Annotated in this window: 8 protein-coding genes and 2 pseudogenes; 8 read left to right on the top strand and 2 right to left on the bottom strand. The window is 70.6% G+C overall.

Translation table 11 applies throughout. The annotated features are described in order from the left end of the window. The first annotated feature begins 1 nt into the window (after nt 1). Nucleotides 2–634: a CoA transferase subunit B gene (locus I2W78_RS10430; protein WP_196458919.1), complete on the top strand. Its 633-nt coding sequence runs from the start codon at nt 2–4 to the stop codon at nt 632–634. A 152-nt stretch (nt 635–786) separates the two neighbouring features. Here I2W78_RS10430 and I2W78_RS40360 read toward each other — a convergent pair. Continuing rightward, nucleotides 787–1,584: pseudogene (locus I2W78_RS40360) on the bottom strand (TetR/AcrR family transcriptional regulator). A 126-nt stretch (nt 1,585–1,710) separates the two neighbouring features. On the opposite strand from I2W78_RS40360, the gene I2W78_RS10415 reads away from it, so the two are divergent. The 3 genes from I2W78_RS10415 (at nt 1,711) to I2W78_RS10405 (ending at nt 4,768) form a co-directional block, all read left to right on the top strand. Continuing rightward, nucleotides 1,711–2,451: an SDR family NAD(P)-dependent oxidoreductase gene (locus I2W78_RS10415; RefSeq protein ID WP_196458915.1), complete on the top strand. Its 741-nt coding sequence runs from the start codon at nt 1,711–1,713 to the stop codon at nt 2,449–2,451. A 74-nt stretch (nt 2,452–2,525) separates the two neighbouring features. Then, complete coding sequence (locus I2W78_RS10410; protein WP_196458914.1) at nt 2,526–3,722, top strand: acyl-CoA dehydrogenase family protein; 1,197 nt, start codon at nt 2,526–2,528, stop codon at nt 3,720–3,722. Next, complete coding sequence (locus tag I2W78_RS10405) at nt 3,719–4,768, top strand: phosphotransferase family protein (RefSeq protein WP_196458913.1); 1,050 nt, start codon at nt 3,719–3,721, stop codon at nt 4,766–4,768. Before I2W78_RS10410 ends, I2W78_RS10405 begins: the two co-directional genes overlap by 4 nt. Nucleotides 4,769–4,918: 150 nt before the next feature. Here I2W78_RS10405 and I2W78_RS10400 read toward each other — a convergent pair whose 3' ends face one another. Then, a complete protein-coding gene (locus tag I2W78_RS10400; RefSeq protein ID WP_307783660.1) occupies nt 4,919–5,920 on the bottom strand; it encodes an integrase in 1,002 nt (333 codons plus the stop codon). Between the two features lie 131 nt (nt 5,921–6,051). On the opposite strand from I2W78_RS10400, the pseudogene I2W78_RS10395 reads away from it, so the two are divergent. The 4 genes and pseudogenes from I2W78_RS10395 to I2W78_RS10380 all read left to right on the top strand — a co-directional run. Next, nucleotides 6,052–6,222 (top strand): annotated as a pseudogene (locus I2W78_RS10395) (acetyltransferase); the annotation flags it as partial. Between the two features lie 492 nt (nt 6,223–6,714). Continuing rightward, nucleotides 6,715–14,133 carry an SDR family NAD(P)-dependent oxidoreductase gene (locus tag I2W78_RS10390; protein ID WP_307783659.1) on the top strand — a complete coding sequence of 2,473 codons (7,419 nt, stop codon included), beginning with the start codon at nt 6,715–6,717 and terminating at the stop codon, nt 14,131–14,133. A 23-nt stretch (nt 14,134–14,156) separates the two neighbouring features. Further along, a complete protein-coding gene (locus I2W78_RS10385; RefSeq protein ID WP_230885398.1) occupies nt 14,157–14,900 on the top strand; it encodes a thioesterase II family protein in 744 nt (247 codons plus the stop codon). Further along, complete coding sequence (locus I2W78_RS10380) at nt 14,897–16,375, top strand: MFS transporter (protein WP_230885397.1); 1,479 nt, start codon at nt 14,897–14,899, stop codon at nt 16,373–16,375. The genes I2W78_RS10385 and I2W78_RS10380 overlap by 4 nt, the downstream gene beginning before the upstream one ends. Nucleotides 16,376–16,489: the final 114 nt, after the last annotated feature.

The following is a 16,489-nucleotide window of genomic DNA, read 5'->3' as shown; positions in this document are numbered from 1 at the left end:
AATGGCGTTGTCGCGAGTTGAACTGGCGGCGCGAGTCGCGCACGAATTGGCCGACGGGCAGTACGTGAATCTGGGCATCGGTCTGCCGACTCTCGTCCCCAACTACGTGCGGAACGGGGTGCACCTGGTGCTGCAGTCCGAGAACGGCATCCTGGGCGTGGGCCCTTATCCATATGAGGACGAGGTTGATGAGGACCTGATCAATGCCGGCAAGGAAACGGTGACTGTCCTGCCAGGAGCGTCCTTCTTCGACTCGGCCTCCTCCTTCGGCATGATCCGCGGGGGCCACATTGATGTCGCGGTCCTGGGCGCGATGCAGGTGGCCGCCAACGGGGATCTGGCGAACTGGACCATCCCCGGAAAGATGATCAAGGGCATGGGCGGTGCCATGGACCTGGTCCACGGGGCGAAGAGGGTCATCGTGATGATGGAGCACACAGCGAAGGACGGCAGCCCCAAGATTGTTCCCGAGTGCACCCTGCCGCTGACCGGCAAGGGCTGCGTGCAGCAGATCATCACGGACCTCGCCGTCATCGACGTCACTGGTGAGGGCCTTGTGCTCCGTGAGACGGCACCCGGGGTCAGCGCCGACGAGGTCCGCAAAGCCACCGGCGCCGACCTGCTCAGCCCGTAGCCGGGACACGTCCTGCGCAGTGATCCCCGACCAGGCAGCGCCGCAGGTGTGGCGAGGCCGCGTGGTCGTCAACGGCCGGATTCGAGTCGCTCCGGCCAACTGCGGGGCCCTGTAATGGTCCGGCCGCCGTCAGGCCTCCCGGACGAGGTGGATCAGGGCGCTCGCGTTGCAGTCCGGGGCCGGCGGCAGCGGGAAGCCGTGGGTGAGCAGCACGGCGCCGTGGTGGAGGAGGCCGGTGGAGAGGTCGCGACAGCGGGCGCCCGGGCGAGGGCGCGCAGCGGCAGGGCGGGGTCCGCGTGGCCGTAGCGGCGGGCGCGGGTGACGAGGAGGGCGGCCTCGGCCGCGTACGTGTACGCGATCTGTTCGGCACTGTGCGGTCCGTCTCCGCGGAACCACGCCGCGACGCCGATGCCCATGTAGAGGATCGCGTACGAGGCGAGCCGTGGCTACGCAACGGTGAACTCACCCTCGGCGTAGCCCCGTTCGACGACGGCGCGCAGTCCCCGCTCGTTGGTCCGGCGAAGTCGCGGCACCTGGTCGCGGTGGGGCTGCTTCAGGTTCCCCATCTCGTGGTTGCCGACGAACGCGTGCTCGCGGTGTGCCGCGTGGTAGCGCACATGCGCATCGACCATCTGACGCAGTTGCCGGATCACGTCGCCGCCGGCGTCCGGTGCCGCGTGCCGGTCGGCGATCAGCGCCCTCATCGTCTCGATCATGATCTCGCCGAGCAGGGCCTGCTTCGAGCTCACGTGGCGGTACGGACTCGGGCCGCGGATGCCGAACGCGGCGCCGATGTCGGACATCGTCGTCGCGCGGTAGCCGCGTTCGGCGAACGGGCTCAGCGCCGCCGCGGAGATCGCCTGCGCGTCGACGGTCTGCCGCCTCGGCGGCACCTCCGCATCCCGTCCCGCCCAGTGCGACTCATCTTCGCCATGGAGCGCCTCAATCATGCGGCCGGGGATACCTGCTACTGATTGTTAGCCCGCTCACTGTTACGTACCACGCATGCCTCTTGACAGTTCTCCGGTCAAACGATCAAACTCCAAGCTAATGACCATTAGCTCATGAGGAGTGGCATGACAGCCCGGCGTACCGCGCTCGTCACCGGCGCATCTCGTGGAATCGGCAGGGCCATCGCGGAGCGACTCGCGGCAGAAGGGTTCGACCTCACTCTGTCCGCTCGTACGGACGGGCCGCTCAAGGACGCCGCCGACGAACTGCGCGCCCACGGGCGGCGCGTGGAGACCGCGCCTGCGGACATGGCGGATCCGGCGGAGGTCGAGGCCCTCGCCGACGCACATCTCGAACTTCACGGAGGCCTCGACGTCCTGGTGCTGGCCGCGGGCATGGGCGCGGGTGGCGAACTGTCGACGTATCCCCTGAACAGGTTCGACACGATGATGTCGGTGAACGTCAGGAGCGCGTTGCTGCTCACCCAGCGACTCCTGCCGGCGCTCCGTACGGCCGGATCGGCGCCGTCGGGACCAGGCGCGAAGATCATCGCCATCGCGTCGATCACCGGAGTCGTGAGTGAGCCGGGTCTGGCCGCCTATGGCGCCAGCAAGGCGGCCCTGATCTCCCTGTGCGAGTCGATCACAGTCGCCGAGGGCGGGCGGGGAGTCAGCGCGACGGCGCTGTCCCCCGGGTACGTCGACACCGACATGGCGGCCTGGGTGCACGACCGGGTCGACCCCTCCTCGATGATCCGGGCCTCGGACATCGCGGAGCTCACAGTGGCACTGTGCCGGCTGTCGCGGCATGCCGCAGTGCCCAACATCGTGGTCACCAGGCCCGGAGAGACGCTGTGGCGCGCATGACCACCGCCGGGGGAAACAGGGCCGGACGCGGCGGCCCGGGCAACGACCTGACGAGCCGGACGGAGTCACCGTAAATGTCCTTCGATTTCTCACTCACACCCCGAGTCGTGGAGTGGCGCGACCGGATCGCCGAGTTCGTGGCGGACGTGGTCGTCCCGCGTGAACAGGAGGCGTTCACGAACGGTGTGGACGACGCTCTGCGCCGGGATCTCCAGCAGGCGGCCAGGGCGGCCGGGCTCTGGGCGCCCCAGGCACCCGCGGACCTGGGCGGGGGCGGCTTCCGCTTCGACGAGGCGGCGGTCCTCCTGGAGGAGGCCGGCACCAGCCTGCTCGGCCCGCTCGCCCTCAACTGCGCGGCCCCTGACGAGGGCAACATCCACCTGCTGAACGTGGTGGCCACGCCGGCGCAGCGCGACAAGTACCTCGTTCCGTTGGTCAACGGCGACATTCGCTCCTGCTTCGCGATGACCGAGCCGCCGCCCGGCGCGGGCTCCGACCCGTCGGCCGTACGCACCCTGGCGACCAAGGTCGCCGACGGCTGGAGGATCTCGGGCGAGAAGCACCTGATCACCGGGGCCGAGGGGGCCGCGTTCACGATCGTCATGGCACGTGACGGCGGGAGTGACGGGGCCACCATGCTGCTGGTCGACACCGGCACGCCCGGCTTCGCGGTGACGGAGCACGCCCGCACCATCGACTCGACCATGGTCGGCGGTCACTGCCGCGTGCTTCTCGAGGACGTCTTCGTTCCCGACGACGCCGTACTCGGCGAGCCCGGCAGGGGTTTCCAGTACATACAGGTCCGGCTCGCGCCCGCGCGCCTGACCCACTGCATGCGATGGCTGGGCGCCGCCCGCCGCGCACACGAGATCGCCCTGGGCCGGGCGGTCGACCGTGAGCTCTTCGGGCAGCGGCTGACCGACCTCGGGATGGCGCAGCAGATGATCGCCGACAACGAGATCGACCTGGTCGCGGCGCGGGCGTTGCTGTGGCAGGCCTGCTGGGAGGTCGCCCAGGGCGGCAGGGGCACGGAGTCGTCCTCGCGCGCGAAGGTGTTCATCAGCGAGGCCGTCGGGCGTATCGTCGACCGGTCGGTGCAGCTGGCCGGGGGCCTGGGCACCAGCGAGGACCTGGTCATCGGCCGTATCTACGCCGACATCCGGGCGTTCCGTATCTACGACGGAGCCTCGGAGGCGCACCGGATGTCGATCGCGAAGCGGGCCGCGCGCCGGGCCGGTACCGCCGGACAGGGAAGCGGGGTCCGGTCGTGAGCACCGATCTGCCCGGCCTGCCGGTCGCGAGCATCGAGAAATGGCTCAAAGCGACGCTGCCGGATCTGCTGGACAGCGGCCCCTGGCACGCGGAGCTGATATCCGGCGGGCTGTCGAACATCACGTACCGTCTGCACCTCCCGCACGCGACCGTCATCCTCCGGCGGCCCCCGCTCGGCCAGGTTCTCCCGAGCGCACACGACATGAAGCGCGAGTACCGCATCCAGACCGCGCTGGCGGGGACCGGCGTCCCGGTACCCCGGACCCTCGCGCTCTGCACCGATCCCGACGTCCTCGGCTGCCCCTTCTACGTCATGGCCGAGGTGCCCGGGCAGATCATGCGCACGGCGGACGACACTGCCGGGCTCACCCCCGAGACGCGCTCGGCGCTGGCCGCCGGTCTGGTGCGCACCCTTGCGGACCTGCACGGTGTCAACCCGTCGAGCGCAGGTCTGGCGGATTTCGGACGGCCCCAAGGCTACTGCGCACGGCAGATCGTCCGCTGGGGCGAGCAATGGCAGCGCTCGCACACCCGCGAACTCCCGGACATGGGCGTCCTCCTGAACAAGCTCTCGGACCATGTGCCGACGCACTCCGAGGCCTCGATCGTCCACGGCGACTACCGTCTCGACAACACGATCGTCGACATGACCGAGTCGCCACGCATCGCGGGCGTGCTCGACTGGGAGCTCTCCACGCTGGGAGACCCCCTGGCCGATCTCGGCATGACCCTGACGTACTGGCACGACCACGGCGACACAGACCGGGAACTGATCCCCGTGGCCGTGGGAGTCACCACGCAGCGAGGCTTCCCCACCAGCCGTGAAGTGGCGGAGAAATACGCCGCGTTGACCGGACGGGACCTGAGCCTGCTGCCTTTCTACCTGGCCTTCAGCTCGATGAAGCTCGCCGTGATCTTCGAAGGCGTCCACGCCCGCTACCTCCGCGGCCAGACGGTGAGCGAAGGCTACGAAGGCGCCGGCGCGGCGGTCCCGGTCCTGGTCTCGAAGGCGCTCCGCGAACTGCGCGCGCTCGCGGGGGCGTAGGCGGGGGTATGGCCGCGGGACGAACGCCTGCTCCCTGGAGCAGAAGCTCACCGGAACCACGGCCATCCCCACCCCGTCAGCACCTGCGCGCCTACTACCGCACCCGCCTCGGCACCTTCCGGCAGTCCCGTTCCCGGGGTGGGAAGGCGGTCACCCCGCCCTTCGGCGAGGTGACCGAGCAGGTCCGCCAGGTGTACGTCCATGACCGCTACCAGGCCATGACCGCCGCACTCGCCCGTTCCGCCCGCGGCCGCGTCGAGTGGGCCGTGGTGGACGCCATCCCGGTTGGCGTTGTTTCCAGATCAGCGTGCGGTCCAGGAGCTCGCGTCGGCAGGTCTGTATCCAGCGTTCCATGAACGCGTTCATGCGGGGCATCCGGATGCCGCTGAGCACGACCTCGATCCCCGCATCCTTACGGACGGCATCGAACAGGGTGGGGAACTTACCGTCCCTGTCCCGGATCAGGAACTCTGCCCGGCAGCCCGCGTCTTCGAGGTCCATGACGAGGTTCTTCGCCGCGGCCTGTGCCACCCAGGAGGCGGTCGGGTGCGCGGTCGCGCCCAGGATCCGGATCCGGCGGTTGGCGTGCTCGATGACGGCGAACGCGTACAGCCGCGCCCCGGTCAGGGTGACCGTTTCGAAGAAGTCACATGCCAGCAGGGCGTCGGCCTGCGAGCGTTGGAAACTGGCCCAGGTGGGCGAGGCGCGCTCAGGTGCCGGGCCGGTACCGGCCTCCTTGAGGATCTCCCATACCGTGGAAGCGGCCACCTGCGCGCCCAGGACGAGCAGTTCACCGTGGATACGCCGGTAACCCCAGCCGGGATTCTCCCGCGTCAGACGCAGCACGAGCACGCGGACGGAGCGCACCGTGCGCGGCCGACCCGGACGCTTCGGCAGGGAACGGGCCGCGTGGCGGCGCGCGAGAAGATCACGGTGCCAGGGAAGCACGGTATCCGGACGCACCAGCAGCCGTACCCGGCGCAGCACGTTGCGCGGGAGCCGGTGCAGCAGCGCCTTATGGTGCTGGAACGCCAACTCGGTGAAGACAGGGTGCGGTTCACTCCGGGTGATCGGGTGTTCCTGGCCAGGTAGGCCAGCCGCAGCAGCATGACTGGCCATCATGCCCAGGTGATCCCCAGCCGCCCAGAGCACCCATCCGAGGTCACGTCCGTGCTCGAGACCCCCGTACCCCAGCTCCCACCAGGACGGATGAGTTTTTCGGCAGGCGCAGGGCAGAACTGGCAGTACCACCCGGCCCCTGACGCGTAGTTCGGCGGGACGAGCACGAGGTGCTGCTCAAGGAACGTACGGAAGACCTCGCCGTGCTCCTGGTCGACGTCACCCATCCCAAGGTGCAGGAACTCTATGAGTCGTGGTACGCCAAAGTCGGCGAGCAGCAACCATTCGCCGACTCACCCGTGTACGCGGTGATGGTCCAGGATCTTCGGGGCTGAACCGCCACAGAACAGTTCTGCGGCCGTCAGCGCCTCTAGCGTTCACTGGTCTTCGACATGGACGTCCAGCAGTGCGAGGCACTGCCAGGGCGAACGGCCGTCGAGCCTTAAGGTCGGACCTCGATCCCAACACCCCTTTCACAGAGCGTACGTTCGGCATGAAGGATCGGGGCGATCGCGTGCCAGTTCGGCACATCGCTCGTTAGGCAGCGAAGCCGTGGCGCCGATGGGCAGCGTGCGTGAGGTCGCACCGGTACGCGTGTGGTTGCGCCCGGCGCGCGCGGTACCACCGCTCGGCGCGCCACACTCCAGTGTGGTGTCCGACTGTCTGCCGCTGGCCGTAACCCCAGGTGGGCGCGGCGAGTTGTCGGAAACGTGACCCAGGCGAATGACCACGCTGCCCCGATGTCCGATGCTCCCTCAGCGGCTGGCGTGCCCCTGAACAGCCCTGCCCCGTCCGGGTATGCCGGGGCTCGTGACGGAGACGTCGCGGTGGTGGGTGTGGGGATCCGGCTGCCTGGGGCGATCCGATCACTGGACGGGTTGTGGGCGGCGCTGGCCGAGAGTCGGGATCTGATCGGCGAGGTGCCGGGCGACCGGTTCGACGTGAAGCGGTTCGTGTCAGCCGACGGACGTCCGCGTGCCGCCCGCACGTACACGGCTGCTGGCGGGTTCCTTGACGGCGTGACCGATTTCGACGCGGAGTTCTTCGGTATCTCGCCGAAAGAGGCGTCCGTGATGGACCCGCAGCAGCGGCTGATTCTGGAGTGCGCCGTCGAGGCGTTCGGTGATGCGGGCATCGATCCGTCGGCGCTGGCCGGCGGCGACACGGCGGTGATCGTGGGGGTGTCGTCGCATGGGTACGGTGATCTGCAGCAGCGACGGCCGCGGACGACCAACGCCTATTCCATGATCGGCATGGCTTCCTGTAACACCGCGAACCGGGTGTCGTACTTCTTCGACCTGCGCGGCGCTTCGTTCGCAGTCGACACGGCGTGCTCGTCGACGCTGACCGCCGTGCACCAGGCATGCGAGGAGGTACGGTCCGGGCGTAGTGCGCTCGCCCTCGCGGGCGGTGTCAACGTGCTGCTCAACCCGTGGGAGAGTGTCGGGTTCGCACAGGCGTCGATGCTCTCGCCCACCGGGCGGTGCCACGTGTTCTCCGAGCACGCGGACGGCTTTGTGCGCTCCGAGGGTGCCGGTGTTCTCGTGCTGAAGACGCTGGCGGCCGCGCTGGCGGACGGTGACCGGATCCACGGGGTGATCCGCGGTAGTGGTGTCAACGCGGACGGCCGCACGGTCGGGCTGGCGCTGCCGAGCGCGCGCAGCCAGGCCGCACTGCTGGAACAGGTGTACGCCAAGGCGGGTATCAGTGCGGCCGAGGTGACGTACGTCGAGGCACACGGCACCGGTACCCAGGCCGGCGACCCGGTCGAATGCGCGGCACTGGGAGAGGTGCTCGGACGGCGTCGTGCCTCGGGTGCGCCGCTGCCGATCGGATCGGTGAAGTCGAACCTGGGACACCTGGAGGCGGCGGCCGGAGTGCCGGGCCTGCTCAAGGCGCTGCTGGTGCTGAGGGAGCGGCGGATTCCCGCGACGCTGCACACGGCCCCCCTGAGTTCGCGGATCGACTTTGCGGGGCTGGGCCTGGATCCGGTGGCCGAACCTCGTGACCTGTCGGGGAAGCAGCTCGTGGTCGGGGTGAACTCTTTCGGGTTCGGCGGGGCCAACGCCCACGTGGTGCTCGCCTCCGCCCCGAAGTCGCGCGACCGGTCCGGCTCGGACAGCGCCAATGGCCTTCCGTACGGCAGGTCGCGTTCCGGCCGCCGGGGCCCGCTCCCCCTGGTGGTGTCCGCCCGTACGCCCCAGGCGCTGGAGGCGGCCGCCGTCCGTTGGGCCGAGCACTTGGAAGGGCTCGTCCCGGACGCTTTCTACGACACGGCCTACACCGCGTGCCGTCGTCAGGCCCGGTACGAGCATCGCGTCGCGTTGCTGGCCGGCGATCCGTCGGCGGCGGCTTGGTCGTTGCGGCGGGGCGCGCGCGGTGAGCCCGCGCCGGCAGCGGCTCGCGGGATTGGTGTGGAGCGTGGCCGTGTCGGATTCGTCTTCAGTGGCAACGGCTCGCAGTGGGCCGGTATGGGAGCGGACCTGCTGGATGCCGACGCTGCCTTCACTGCTGAGGTGGATGCGATCGATGAGGCGTTGCGCCCCCTGCTCGGCTGGTCGGTCAGGGAAGAGATGGCCGCACCCCGCGGGAGGGAGGTGTGGCAGCGCACCGAGATCGCCCAGCCGATGTTGTTCGCTCTGCAGGCCGGGCTGGTCGCGGCTCTCGCGGCTCGCGGCTTCGTTCCGGCCGTGGTGTGCGGGCACAGCGTGGGTGAGGTCGCGGGCGCCTACTGCGCGGGCGCCCTGGACCGTGCGGCCGCCTGCCGGGTGATCGCGGCACGCAGCAGGGCCCAGGGCGCGACCGCCGGATGCGGGAGGATGGCGGCCGTCGGGCTCAGCTCCTCGGCCGCCGCGAAGCTGATCTTCGAGATCGGCCAGGCGAAGCGGCTGGTCGTCGCCGGGATCAACAGCGTCCGTGACGTGACCGTCGCCGGGGACGCCGAAGCGCTCGCGAAACTCGGCGAAGAACTCGGCGAGCGCAATGTGTTCTTCCGCGACCTCGGGCTGGACTACGCCTTCCACAGTCCGGCCATGGACGAGCTGCGCGGGCCCCTCACTGCCACGCTGTCGGGGCTGCCGACGCGGCCCGCCCGTATCCCCCTGGTCTCCACGGTCACCGGGCGGCTCGCCGGTGAGGAGGCACTTGACGCCGACTACTGGTGGCGCAATGTCCGTGAACCCGTCCGGTTCGCGGAAGGGGTGGGCACCCTCGTCGGCGAGGCGGACTGCGACGTGTTGGTGGAGATCGGCCCGCACCCGGTGCTCGGCGCCTACCTGCGGCGTGCCACGACCGATGCCGGACGGCCCGTCGCCGTGATCCCCACGCTCACCCGCACTGCCTCCGGCCCGGGCGCGCTCGGCTCCGCCGTCGCGCAGCTGCTGGCGTGCGGAGCCGAGACCGACTGGAGCATTCCCTTCCCGGATCCGGGACGGGTGGTCGACCTGCCCGCTTACCCCTGGCAGCGCGAACGCCACTGGAACGGCGCTCCCGGGTGGTGGCTGGAGACCCCGGCCGAGGAGGAAGGTGACCCGGCGAAGCCGTCCCACGCGCTGCTCGGCACGCGTCTGCCCGGGGCTCGACCCGCCTGGCAGCAGGAGCTCTCCTCCGGCGCGCGGGGCTGGCTGGCCGACCACCTGGTCGACGAGACGGTCGTGGTACCGGCGGCCGGCTACGTGGACATGGCCCTGGCGCTCGGGCAAGCCGTACACGACGCACCCGTCGAGGTGCACGACATCTCGATCAGCCGTGCGCTGACCCTGCCGGGTGACGACGAGGACCGGACCGTGTCCGTCCACACCGCACTGGAGCGGGACGGCGCCTTCACCATCTCCAGCCGTGACGGACATGGTGGTACGTGGATCGAGCACGCCCGCGGCAGAGTGCGTGAACTGCTGCGTGCGTGCCCGCCGGGCACCGACCTTCATGCGTTGCGCGCCCGTCTACCCCGCGAGATGAGCGCAGCCGACCACTATGCGCTGTGCGCCCGCGCCGGACTGCCCTACGGCCCCGCGTTCCGTACCCTGACGGGCCTGCGCACCGACGCCGGTGACAGCCGTGAGGTGCTCGCCTCCTACGCCGCCACGGTCGATCTCGCCGACGCGCCCATCGCGCACCCGACCCTCCTTGACGGCGCGCTCCAGTCGGGCCTGCCTCTGCTCGCGGAGGCCACCGACCGACCCGCCGGCCCTGACGGCGCACCGGCCGCCTACCTGCCCGTCGGCATCGACACCGTGCGCTGCTGGCAGCCGCTGCCCCGAACCGGCCTGATCCATGTGCGCCTGCGTGCCCGCACGGCACGCGAGGCCGTCTGGGACATGACCGTCATGGCCGACGACGGCACCGTGGCCCTGGAAGCGCTCGGGTGCCGACTGCGCCGCTTCGCCGCGGCACGCGCCCGCGCGCCCCAGCAGCTCGCAGAGGTACTGCGGGCCGCCCCCCTGCCCACGCCCTGCGCCACCTCGCCCTGGCCCGCGCCCGCGGTCACACTCGCCGAATGCGCCGCGGAACTGTCGCAGGCCGCCGAGACGTGGCGGGCACACCCGTACGATGGCGCCCGCGCCCAGGGTCTGCGCCTGATCGCCCATCTGACCGCAGCAGCCGTACACGAACTCCTCTCAGAAACAGGTGAGTTCACTCTGGACGACCTGCTTGCGGCCGGTGTGCAGCCCCGGCATCGCACGCTGCTGACCACCCTGTTCGAGAACGCCGTAGGTCAGGGTGTCTTTACTGCCCACGGGGACGGCCGGTGGTGCCTGGCCGTGGAACCCCAGCCGCACCGGCTCTTCAGGGAAGTGCTCCTGGCCTTCCCGGCCGAGGCCACCGCCGCGCAGACCTATGGCGTCTGCGGGCTGCACTTGGCGGGCGTGCTGCGCGGGCGCACCGATCCGCTCGCCCTGCTGTTCGCCGAGCCGGACGCCCTCGCCGCGCGCTTCTACGACAGCACGCCCGTGATGCGCCACCAGTACCGCACCGCCCGGCTCCTGCTTCAGGCAGCTGTCGCGGCCTGGCCCGAGAGCCGGCCGCTGCGCGTGCTGGAGGTCGGCGCCGGGACCGGCGGTCTGACGGCGGCGCTCCTGCCGCATCTGCCGCCGGAGCGCACCCACTACACGTACACCGATGTGTCCTCGGCCTTCTTCCCCGCGGCCCAGGAGCGTTTCGCCGACCACGACTTCGTCCACTACCGCTGCCTCGACCTCGAAGCCGACCCGGCCGCGCAAGGCTTCACCCCTGCCTCGTATGACCTCGTCATCGCCGCCAACGTGCTGCACGCCACGCGGGATCTGCGGCGCACTCTTCACCGGATCGGCGACCTGCTGGCCGACGGCGGACAGCTGCTCGCCCTGGAGAGCCACGACCCGGCCGCGCTCACACCGGTGTTCGGGCTGCTGGACTCCTTCTGGAGCGCCGAGGACACCGATCTGCGGCCGAACGGACCGCTGCTGGCGCGCGAGCAGTGGCCCGGGCTGCTGGAGGAGTGCGGTTACACCGGTACCGTGCAACCCGGCGATGCCACACAGCCCGCGTATGACCACCACTCCGTCATGCTCACCGCCAGGGCCCCTCGTCCCACGGCGGTGACCGCAGCGCCTGAACCGCGATTCGTACGCCCTCCCGTGGTGGCCGACCTGACCGGCGGGCCGCTCGCCCCGGCAGCCGCCACGGCCCTGAGTGTCGATGCGCAACCCGCCAGTGAGACCCCGCAGCGATGGTCCGAGCTCCTCGCGGACACCGACGACGTGGTCCTGCTGGCCGAGCAGGACGGAGCCGGCGCGGCTTCCGCCACAGAGACCGCCGTCCGCCATGTGGCTGTGCTGCGAGCCCTGGCCACCGCCACCCGGCAGCTGCCCGAGGACCGCAAGGTCACCGTGTGGCTCGTGGTCTGCGGAGCCCGGGACATCCCACCGACCGCCGCCGCGGCCGTGTGGGGAGCGGCCCGCAGCCTGGCCAACGAACAGCCGCGGCTGACCGTGCGGCGCATCGCCCTGGCAGCCGGCGCCGAGGACAGGCTCACCGAGGAGCTGACCGCCCGCCCGGCCGACGACGAGGTGCTGCTGACCCACCAGGGACGGTTCGTGACGCGTCTGCGTCCCTACGCGTCCCCCCGGGTGCCGGCTCCGGCGACCACGATGCCACGAACTGCCGCCTCGTACACCCTGACGCTGGACGAGCCCGGTCTGCGCTACCGGCTGGGCTGGCGTCCGGTCCCAACGCCCCGGCCGGCCGAGGGCGAGATCGTGGTCGAGGTCGCGGCCGCAGCGCTCAACTATCGCGACATCATGACCGCGACCGGCCTCGTACCACCGCCTGAGGCGCCGCACGGACTCGACGCGGAACCGATCGGCCTGGAGTGCGCGGGCACGGTCGTCGCCGTCGGCGCCGGCGTCGAACACATCGGCGTCGGCGACAAGGTCGCCTGCCTGGCCATCGGCTGCTACGGCTCACACGCGCGGACGCGCGCGGACCGGGCGATTCCACTCCCGGACGGCATGGACTTCACCGAGGCCGCGACACTCCCGACGGTCTTCCTGACCGTCCAGCACGCCCTGGACCACCTGGCCCGCCTGCGGCCGGGCGAGTCGGTACTCGTGCACGGCGCGGCCGGAGGCGTGGGTCTCGCCGCCCTGCAGTACGCCCAGCACATCGGCGCCCAGGTCATCGCCACCGCCGGCACCTCCGGCAAGCGTGACCTGCTGCGGCTGCTCGGAGTCGAGCACGTTCTCGACTCGCGCTCCCTGCGCTTCGCCGACGAGATCGACACGATCACCAACGGCCGGGGCGTGGATGTCGTCCTCAACTCCCTGGCGGGCGACGCCATGGCACGCAGCCTGCGCGTCCTCGCACCGCACGGCCGGTTCGTGGAACTCGGCAAACGCGACTTCCTCGCCGACAACTCCCTTGCCCTGGGGCCCTTCCGCGACAACCTTTCCTTCTACGGCGTGGACGTAGCCACCCTGCTCACCGACGCCTCCCCGCTGGCCGACGCTCATCTCGCGGCGATCACCCAGGCCGTCCAGGCGGGCACCTACCGTCCACTGCCCCATCGGGTCTACCCGGCCACCAGGATCCGCGAAGCGTTCGTCGCCATGCAGCACAGCCGGCACATCGGGAAGGTCGTCGTCTCCTTCGACGCCGCCGAACCCGTGCCCGTCCGTCCCGCGGTCGCTCCCTTCCTCCTGGACCCCGAGGCCGGCTACCTGGTCACGGGTGGACTGGGCGGCTTCGGCGCCGCCACCGCCCGCCACCTGGCCGCCCGCGGGGCCCGCCATCTGACTCTGGTCGGCCGGCGCGGTGCGCACACGCCCGGCGCCGCCGAACTGACCGCAGATCTCAGCGCGCTCGGCGTGCGGGTCAACGCGTGTGCCGCCGACGCGGCGGACCCGGACGCCATGCGCCGCATCCTCGACGGCCTCGACGCCGAAGGGCGGCGCCTGGCCGGAGTCGTCCACGCCGCCATGGTGCTCGACGACGCCCCACTACAAGAACTGGACGACGAACGGGTACGCGCTGTCCTGGCTCCCAAGATGGCGGCCGGGCACGTGCTGGACGAGCTGACCCGCGACCGGCCGCTGGACTTCTTCGTCGTCTACAGCTCAGCTGCCGCTGTCGTCGGCAATCTCGCGCAGTCGTCGTACACGGCCGCCAACCTCGCCCTCGAAGCCCTCGTCCGTGACCGGCGGCGGGCCGGACTGCCCGCCCTCGCCGTGCAGTGGGGTGTGATCGCCGACAACGGCTACGTGCATCGCACCGAACGCAACGCCGAGATGACGGCGCTGGGCATCGGAGGGCTCGCCACCGCCGACGCGCTCGCCGCCCTTGAGCGGCTCCTCGCAGACCCCGACGCCACCGCGGTCACCGTGGGGCACCTCGACTGGGGACGACTGCAACGATTCCTGCACATCCTCACCGCACCGCGTACGGCTGCGTTGCTGCCGCCGGCCGAACACACCGACGGGGCCGAGCAGCTGCGCCAAGTGCTGGAGCAGGCCGCACCCGACGACGCAGCCGCACTCGTCGAGGACGTGCTGGCCGACCTCCTCGCCCACGTCCTGCAGACCACACCCGACCGCATCGACCGGACCCGGCGCCTGGACCAGCTGGGCGTGGACTCCCTGCTGGCTGCCGAACTCGCCGCCCTGCTGCAGCAGCGGCTCGGCTGCGAACTGCCCACCATGGAACTCGCTGGTCTGCCGAACCTCGCCGCGCTCGCCCAGCGCGTACTCGGCCTCCTCAACACCACTCGCTGACCAGCCCGATGAGGACCGCTGCCATGCCAGCACTTCTCCGCCTCACCCACCGCCCGGCGGCAGCCCTACGGTTGCACTGCCTGCCGCCCGGTGGTTCCGGCCCGGAGTTCTACCAGCCCTGGGCCGACCTGCTACCACCCACTGTCGAGCTGTACGCCTTCGCCCTGCCCGGCCACGGCAACCGTCGCGACGAACTTTCACTGACCGACCCGAGCGCACTCACCGCCGCACTCACCTCCCTCACCCACGACATCACCGACGCACGGCCCTTCGCCCTGTTCGGACACAGCTTCGGTGCCCTGCTCGCCTACGAGACCGCGCGTCGCCTGCGCCGTACCGCTCAGCGCGAGCCCGCACTCGTCGCCCTCTCAGCGTTTCCCGCGCCCCACCAGGGGGACCTCGACCGGCTCCTGGCCGTCCTGCTGGCGTCGGGCCTCGACGCGTTCACCGACTTGGTGGGGCCCCTTCCCGCCGAACTCCTCGAAGACCCGGTGACCGTGACACGCCTGTGCACGCCGTACCTCGCCGACCTGGTCCTCGCCCTGCAATACCGCCACCACGACGAACCACCCCTGCAGTCATCCCTGGCCCTGTACGGAGGCGACGCGGACGCTTTGGTTCCGCCGGACTGTCTGGAGAGCTGGAACGACCTGTTCACCACCCCCACCACGCCCCATCTCTTCGCCGGGCGCCATACCTACCCGCTGTACCAGACCTCCGCCCTGGTGCAGCAGCTCGCCAAGGACCTGCAGCGGGCGATCCGTTGATCCGTGACCGTGACCGTGAGCGCTGGGCAGCCGCTGCCGTCATCTGCCTGGGCGTGTTCCTGCTCGGCATGGACCTGACCGTCCTCAACGTCGCCGTGCCCGACCTGGACCGCGACCTGAAACCCTCCATGGCCCAGGTCCAGTGGATCGTCGACGCTTACGCCCTGGTCCTCGGCGGCTTCGTCCTGACCGCCGGAGCTCTCACCGACCGGATCGGCCGGCGCCGGGCCTTCGCGATCGGCCTGGCCATCTGCGGCACCACATCCGCACTCGGAGCCCTCGCCGAGGAACCGGAGTGGCTCATCGCCGCGCGCTGCGGCATGGGCGCCGGGGCCGCCCTGCTCATGCCCGCCACACTGTCGATCATCACCAACCTCTTCACCCACTCCGTCCCGCGCCGCCGGGCGATCGCCCTGTGGGCCGCCGCCCTGGGCCTGGGCGGCATGACAGGGCCCGTCGTCGGCGGAGCCCTCGTCGAGGGTTTCTCCTGGCGCGCCGGGTTCTGGGTGAACGTCCCGATCGTGGCGTTGACCCTGATCCTCACCCTGCTCGTCGTGCCGAAGAGCGGATCCCACCGAGCCGGGGACCGCAGCGATGGGCGGATCGACCTCCCGGGCGCGATGATGTCGGCCGGCGGACTGCTCACCCTCGTCTGGGCAGTGATCGAAAGCCCCGCGAGAGGGTGGACGAGCACACCGGTGCTGACCGGTTTCGCCCTGGCCGCCGCCCTGCTGTCCGCGTTCGTCGCACATCAGAAGCGCCGCGCCGACCGCGCGATGCTGCCCCTCGCCCTGCTGCGTCTGCCCGGCGTGGTGCGCGGTGCCACATCCCTGACGCTGCTGTCCTTCGCGATGTACGGAGCGCTTTTCGTCATCACCCTCTACCTCCAAGGAGTCCTGGGTTACACCCCCTGGCAGGCCGGCCTACGCACGCTGCCCTTGGCTGCGGCCCTCGCCGCGGGCTCACTCGCAGCACCAGCACTGCTGACCCGGTACGGCGAACGAACACCGATCGCGGCCGGACTCCTCCTCGTCACCACCGCGTTCGCCATTCTGACCCGTACCAGGGCCGACTCCGGCTACGGACACCTGCTCCTCTTCGAAGTCATCGCCGGGCTGGGCGCCGGCCTGGTGGCAGCCGCCGGCACGGAAGCCGTCATGGGTGCGGTCCCGCCATCTCGCTCCGGACTGGGATCGGCGGTCAACGACGCCACCCGCCAGGTCGGCGCCTGCCTCGGCGTCGCTGTCCAGGGATCCGTCCTCAGCACCGTCATCACCGACCGCTTGGGCCCCATGGCCTCGGCGGCGACCCCGACCGCCGTACTGCCCCCCGTGCCGGGCGCACGGCAGGCGTTCGTCGACGGCCTCACAGCGAGCGCCCTGACCGCAGGGAGCGTCAGTCTGGCGGCCACCCTCGCGGTCATTCCATGGCGCGGCATGATTCCGCACGCCACAACGCCCCATGAGAGTCGCTGAGTCGGTGCAGGTTGAAAACCCCTCACGGGGATGTCTCAGTCTGTGAAGGTCAACACCGCGTCGTGAAGCTACGCATGCCGCCCAACCCGCACTGGCCATCCTGGGTGACGATCA

The sequence above is a fragment of the Streptomyces spinoverrucosus genome (assembly GCF_015712165.1).
Classification (GTDB): domain Bacteria; phylum Actinomycetota; class Actinomycetes; order Streptomycetales; family Streptomycetaceae; genus Streptomyces; species Streptomyces spinoverrucosus_A.
The sequence above is the reverse complement of the archived record's forward strand: the minus strand, read 5'-3'. Positions and strand labels throughout refer to the sequence as shown.

Excerpts from the sequence above, each read along its gene's own strand:
- I2W78_RS10430 (WP_196458919.1), top strand. The coding sequence starts at position 2 with ATGGCGTTGTCGCGAGTTGAACTGGCGGCGCGAGTCGCGCACGAATTG.
- I2W78_RS10415 (WP_196458915.1), top strand. The coding sequence starts at position 1,711 with ATGACAGCCCGGCGTACCGCGCTCGTCACCGGCGCATCTCGTGGAATC.
- I2W78_RS10410 (WP_196458914.1), top strand. The coding sequence starts at position 2,526 with ATGTCCTTCGATTTCTCACTCACACCCCGAGTCGTGGAGTGGCGCGAC.
- I2W78_RS10385 (WP_230885398.1), top strand. The coding sequence starts at position 14,157 with ATGCCAGCACTTCTCCGCCTCACCCACCGCCCGGCGGCAGCCCTACGG.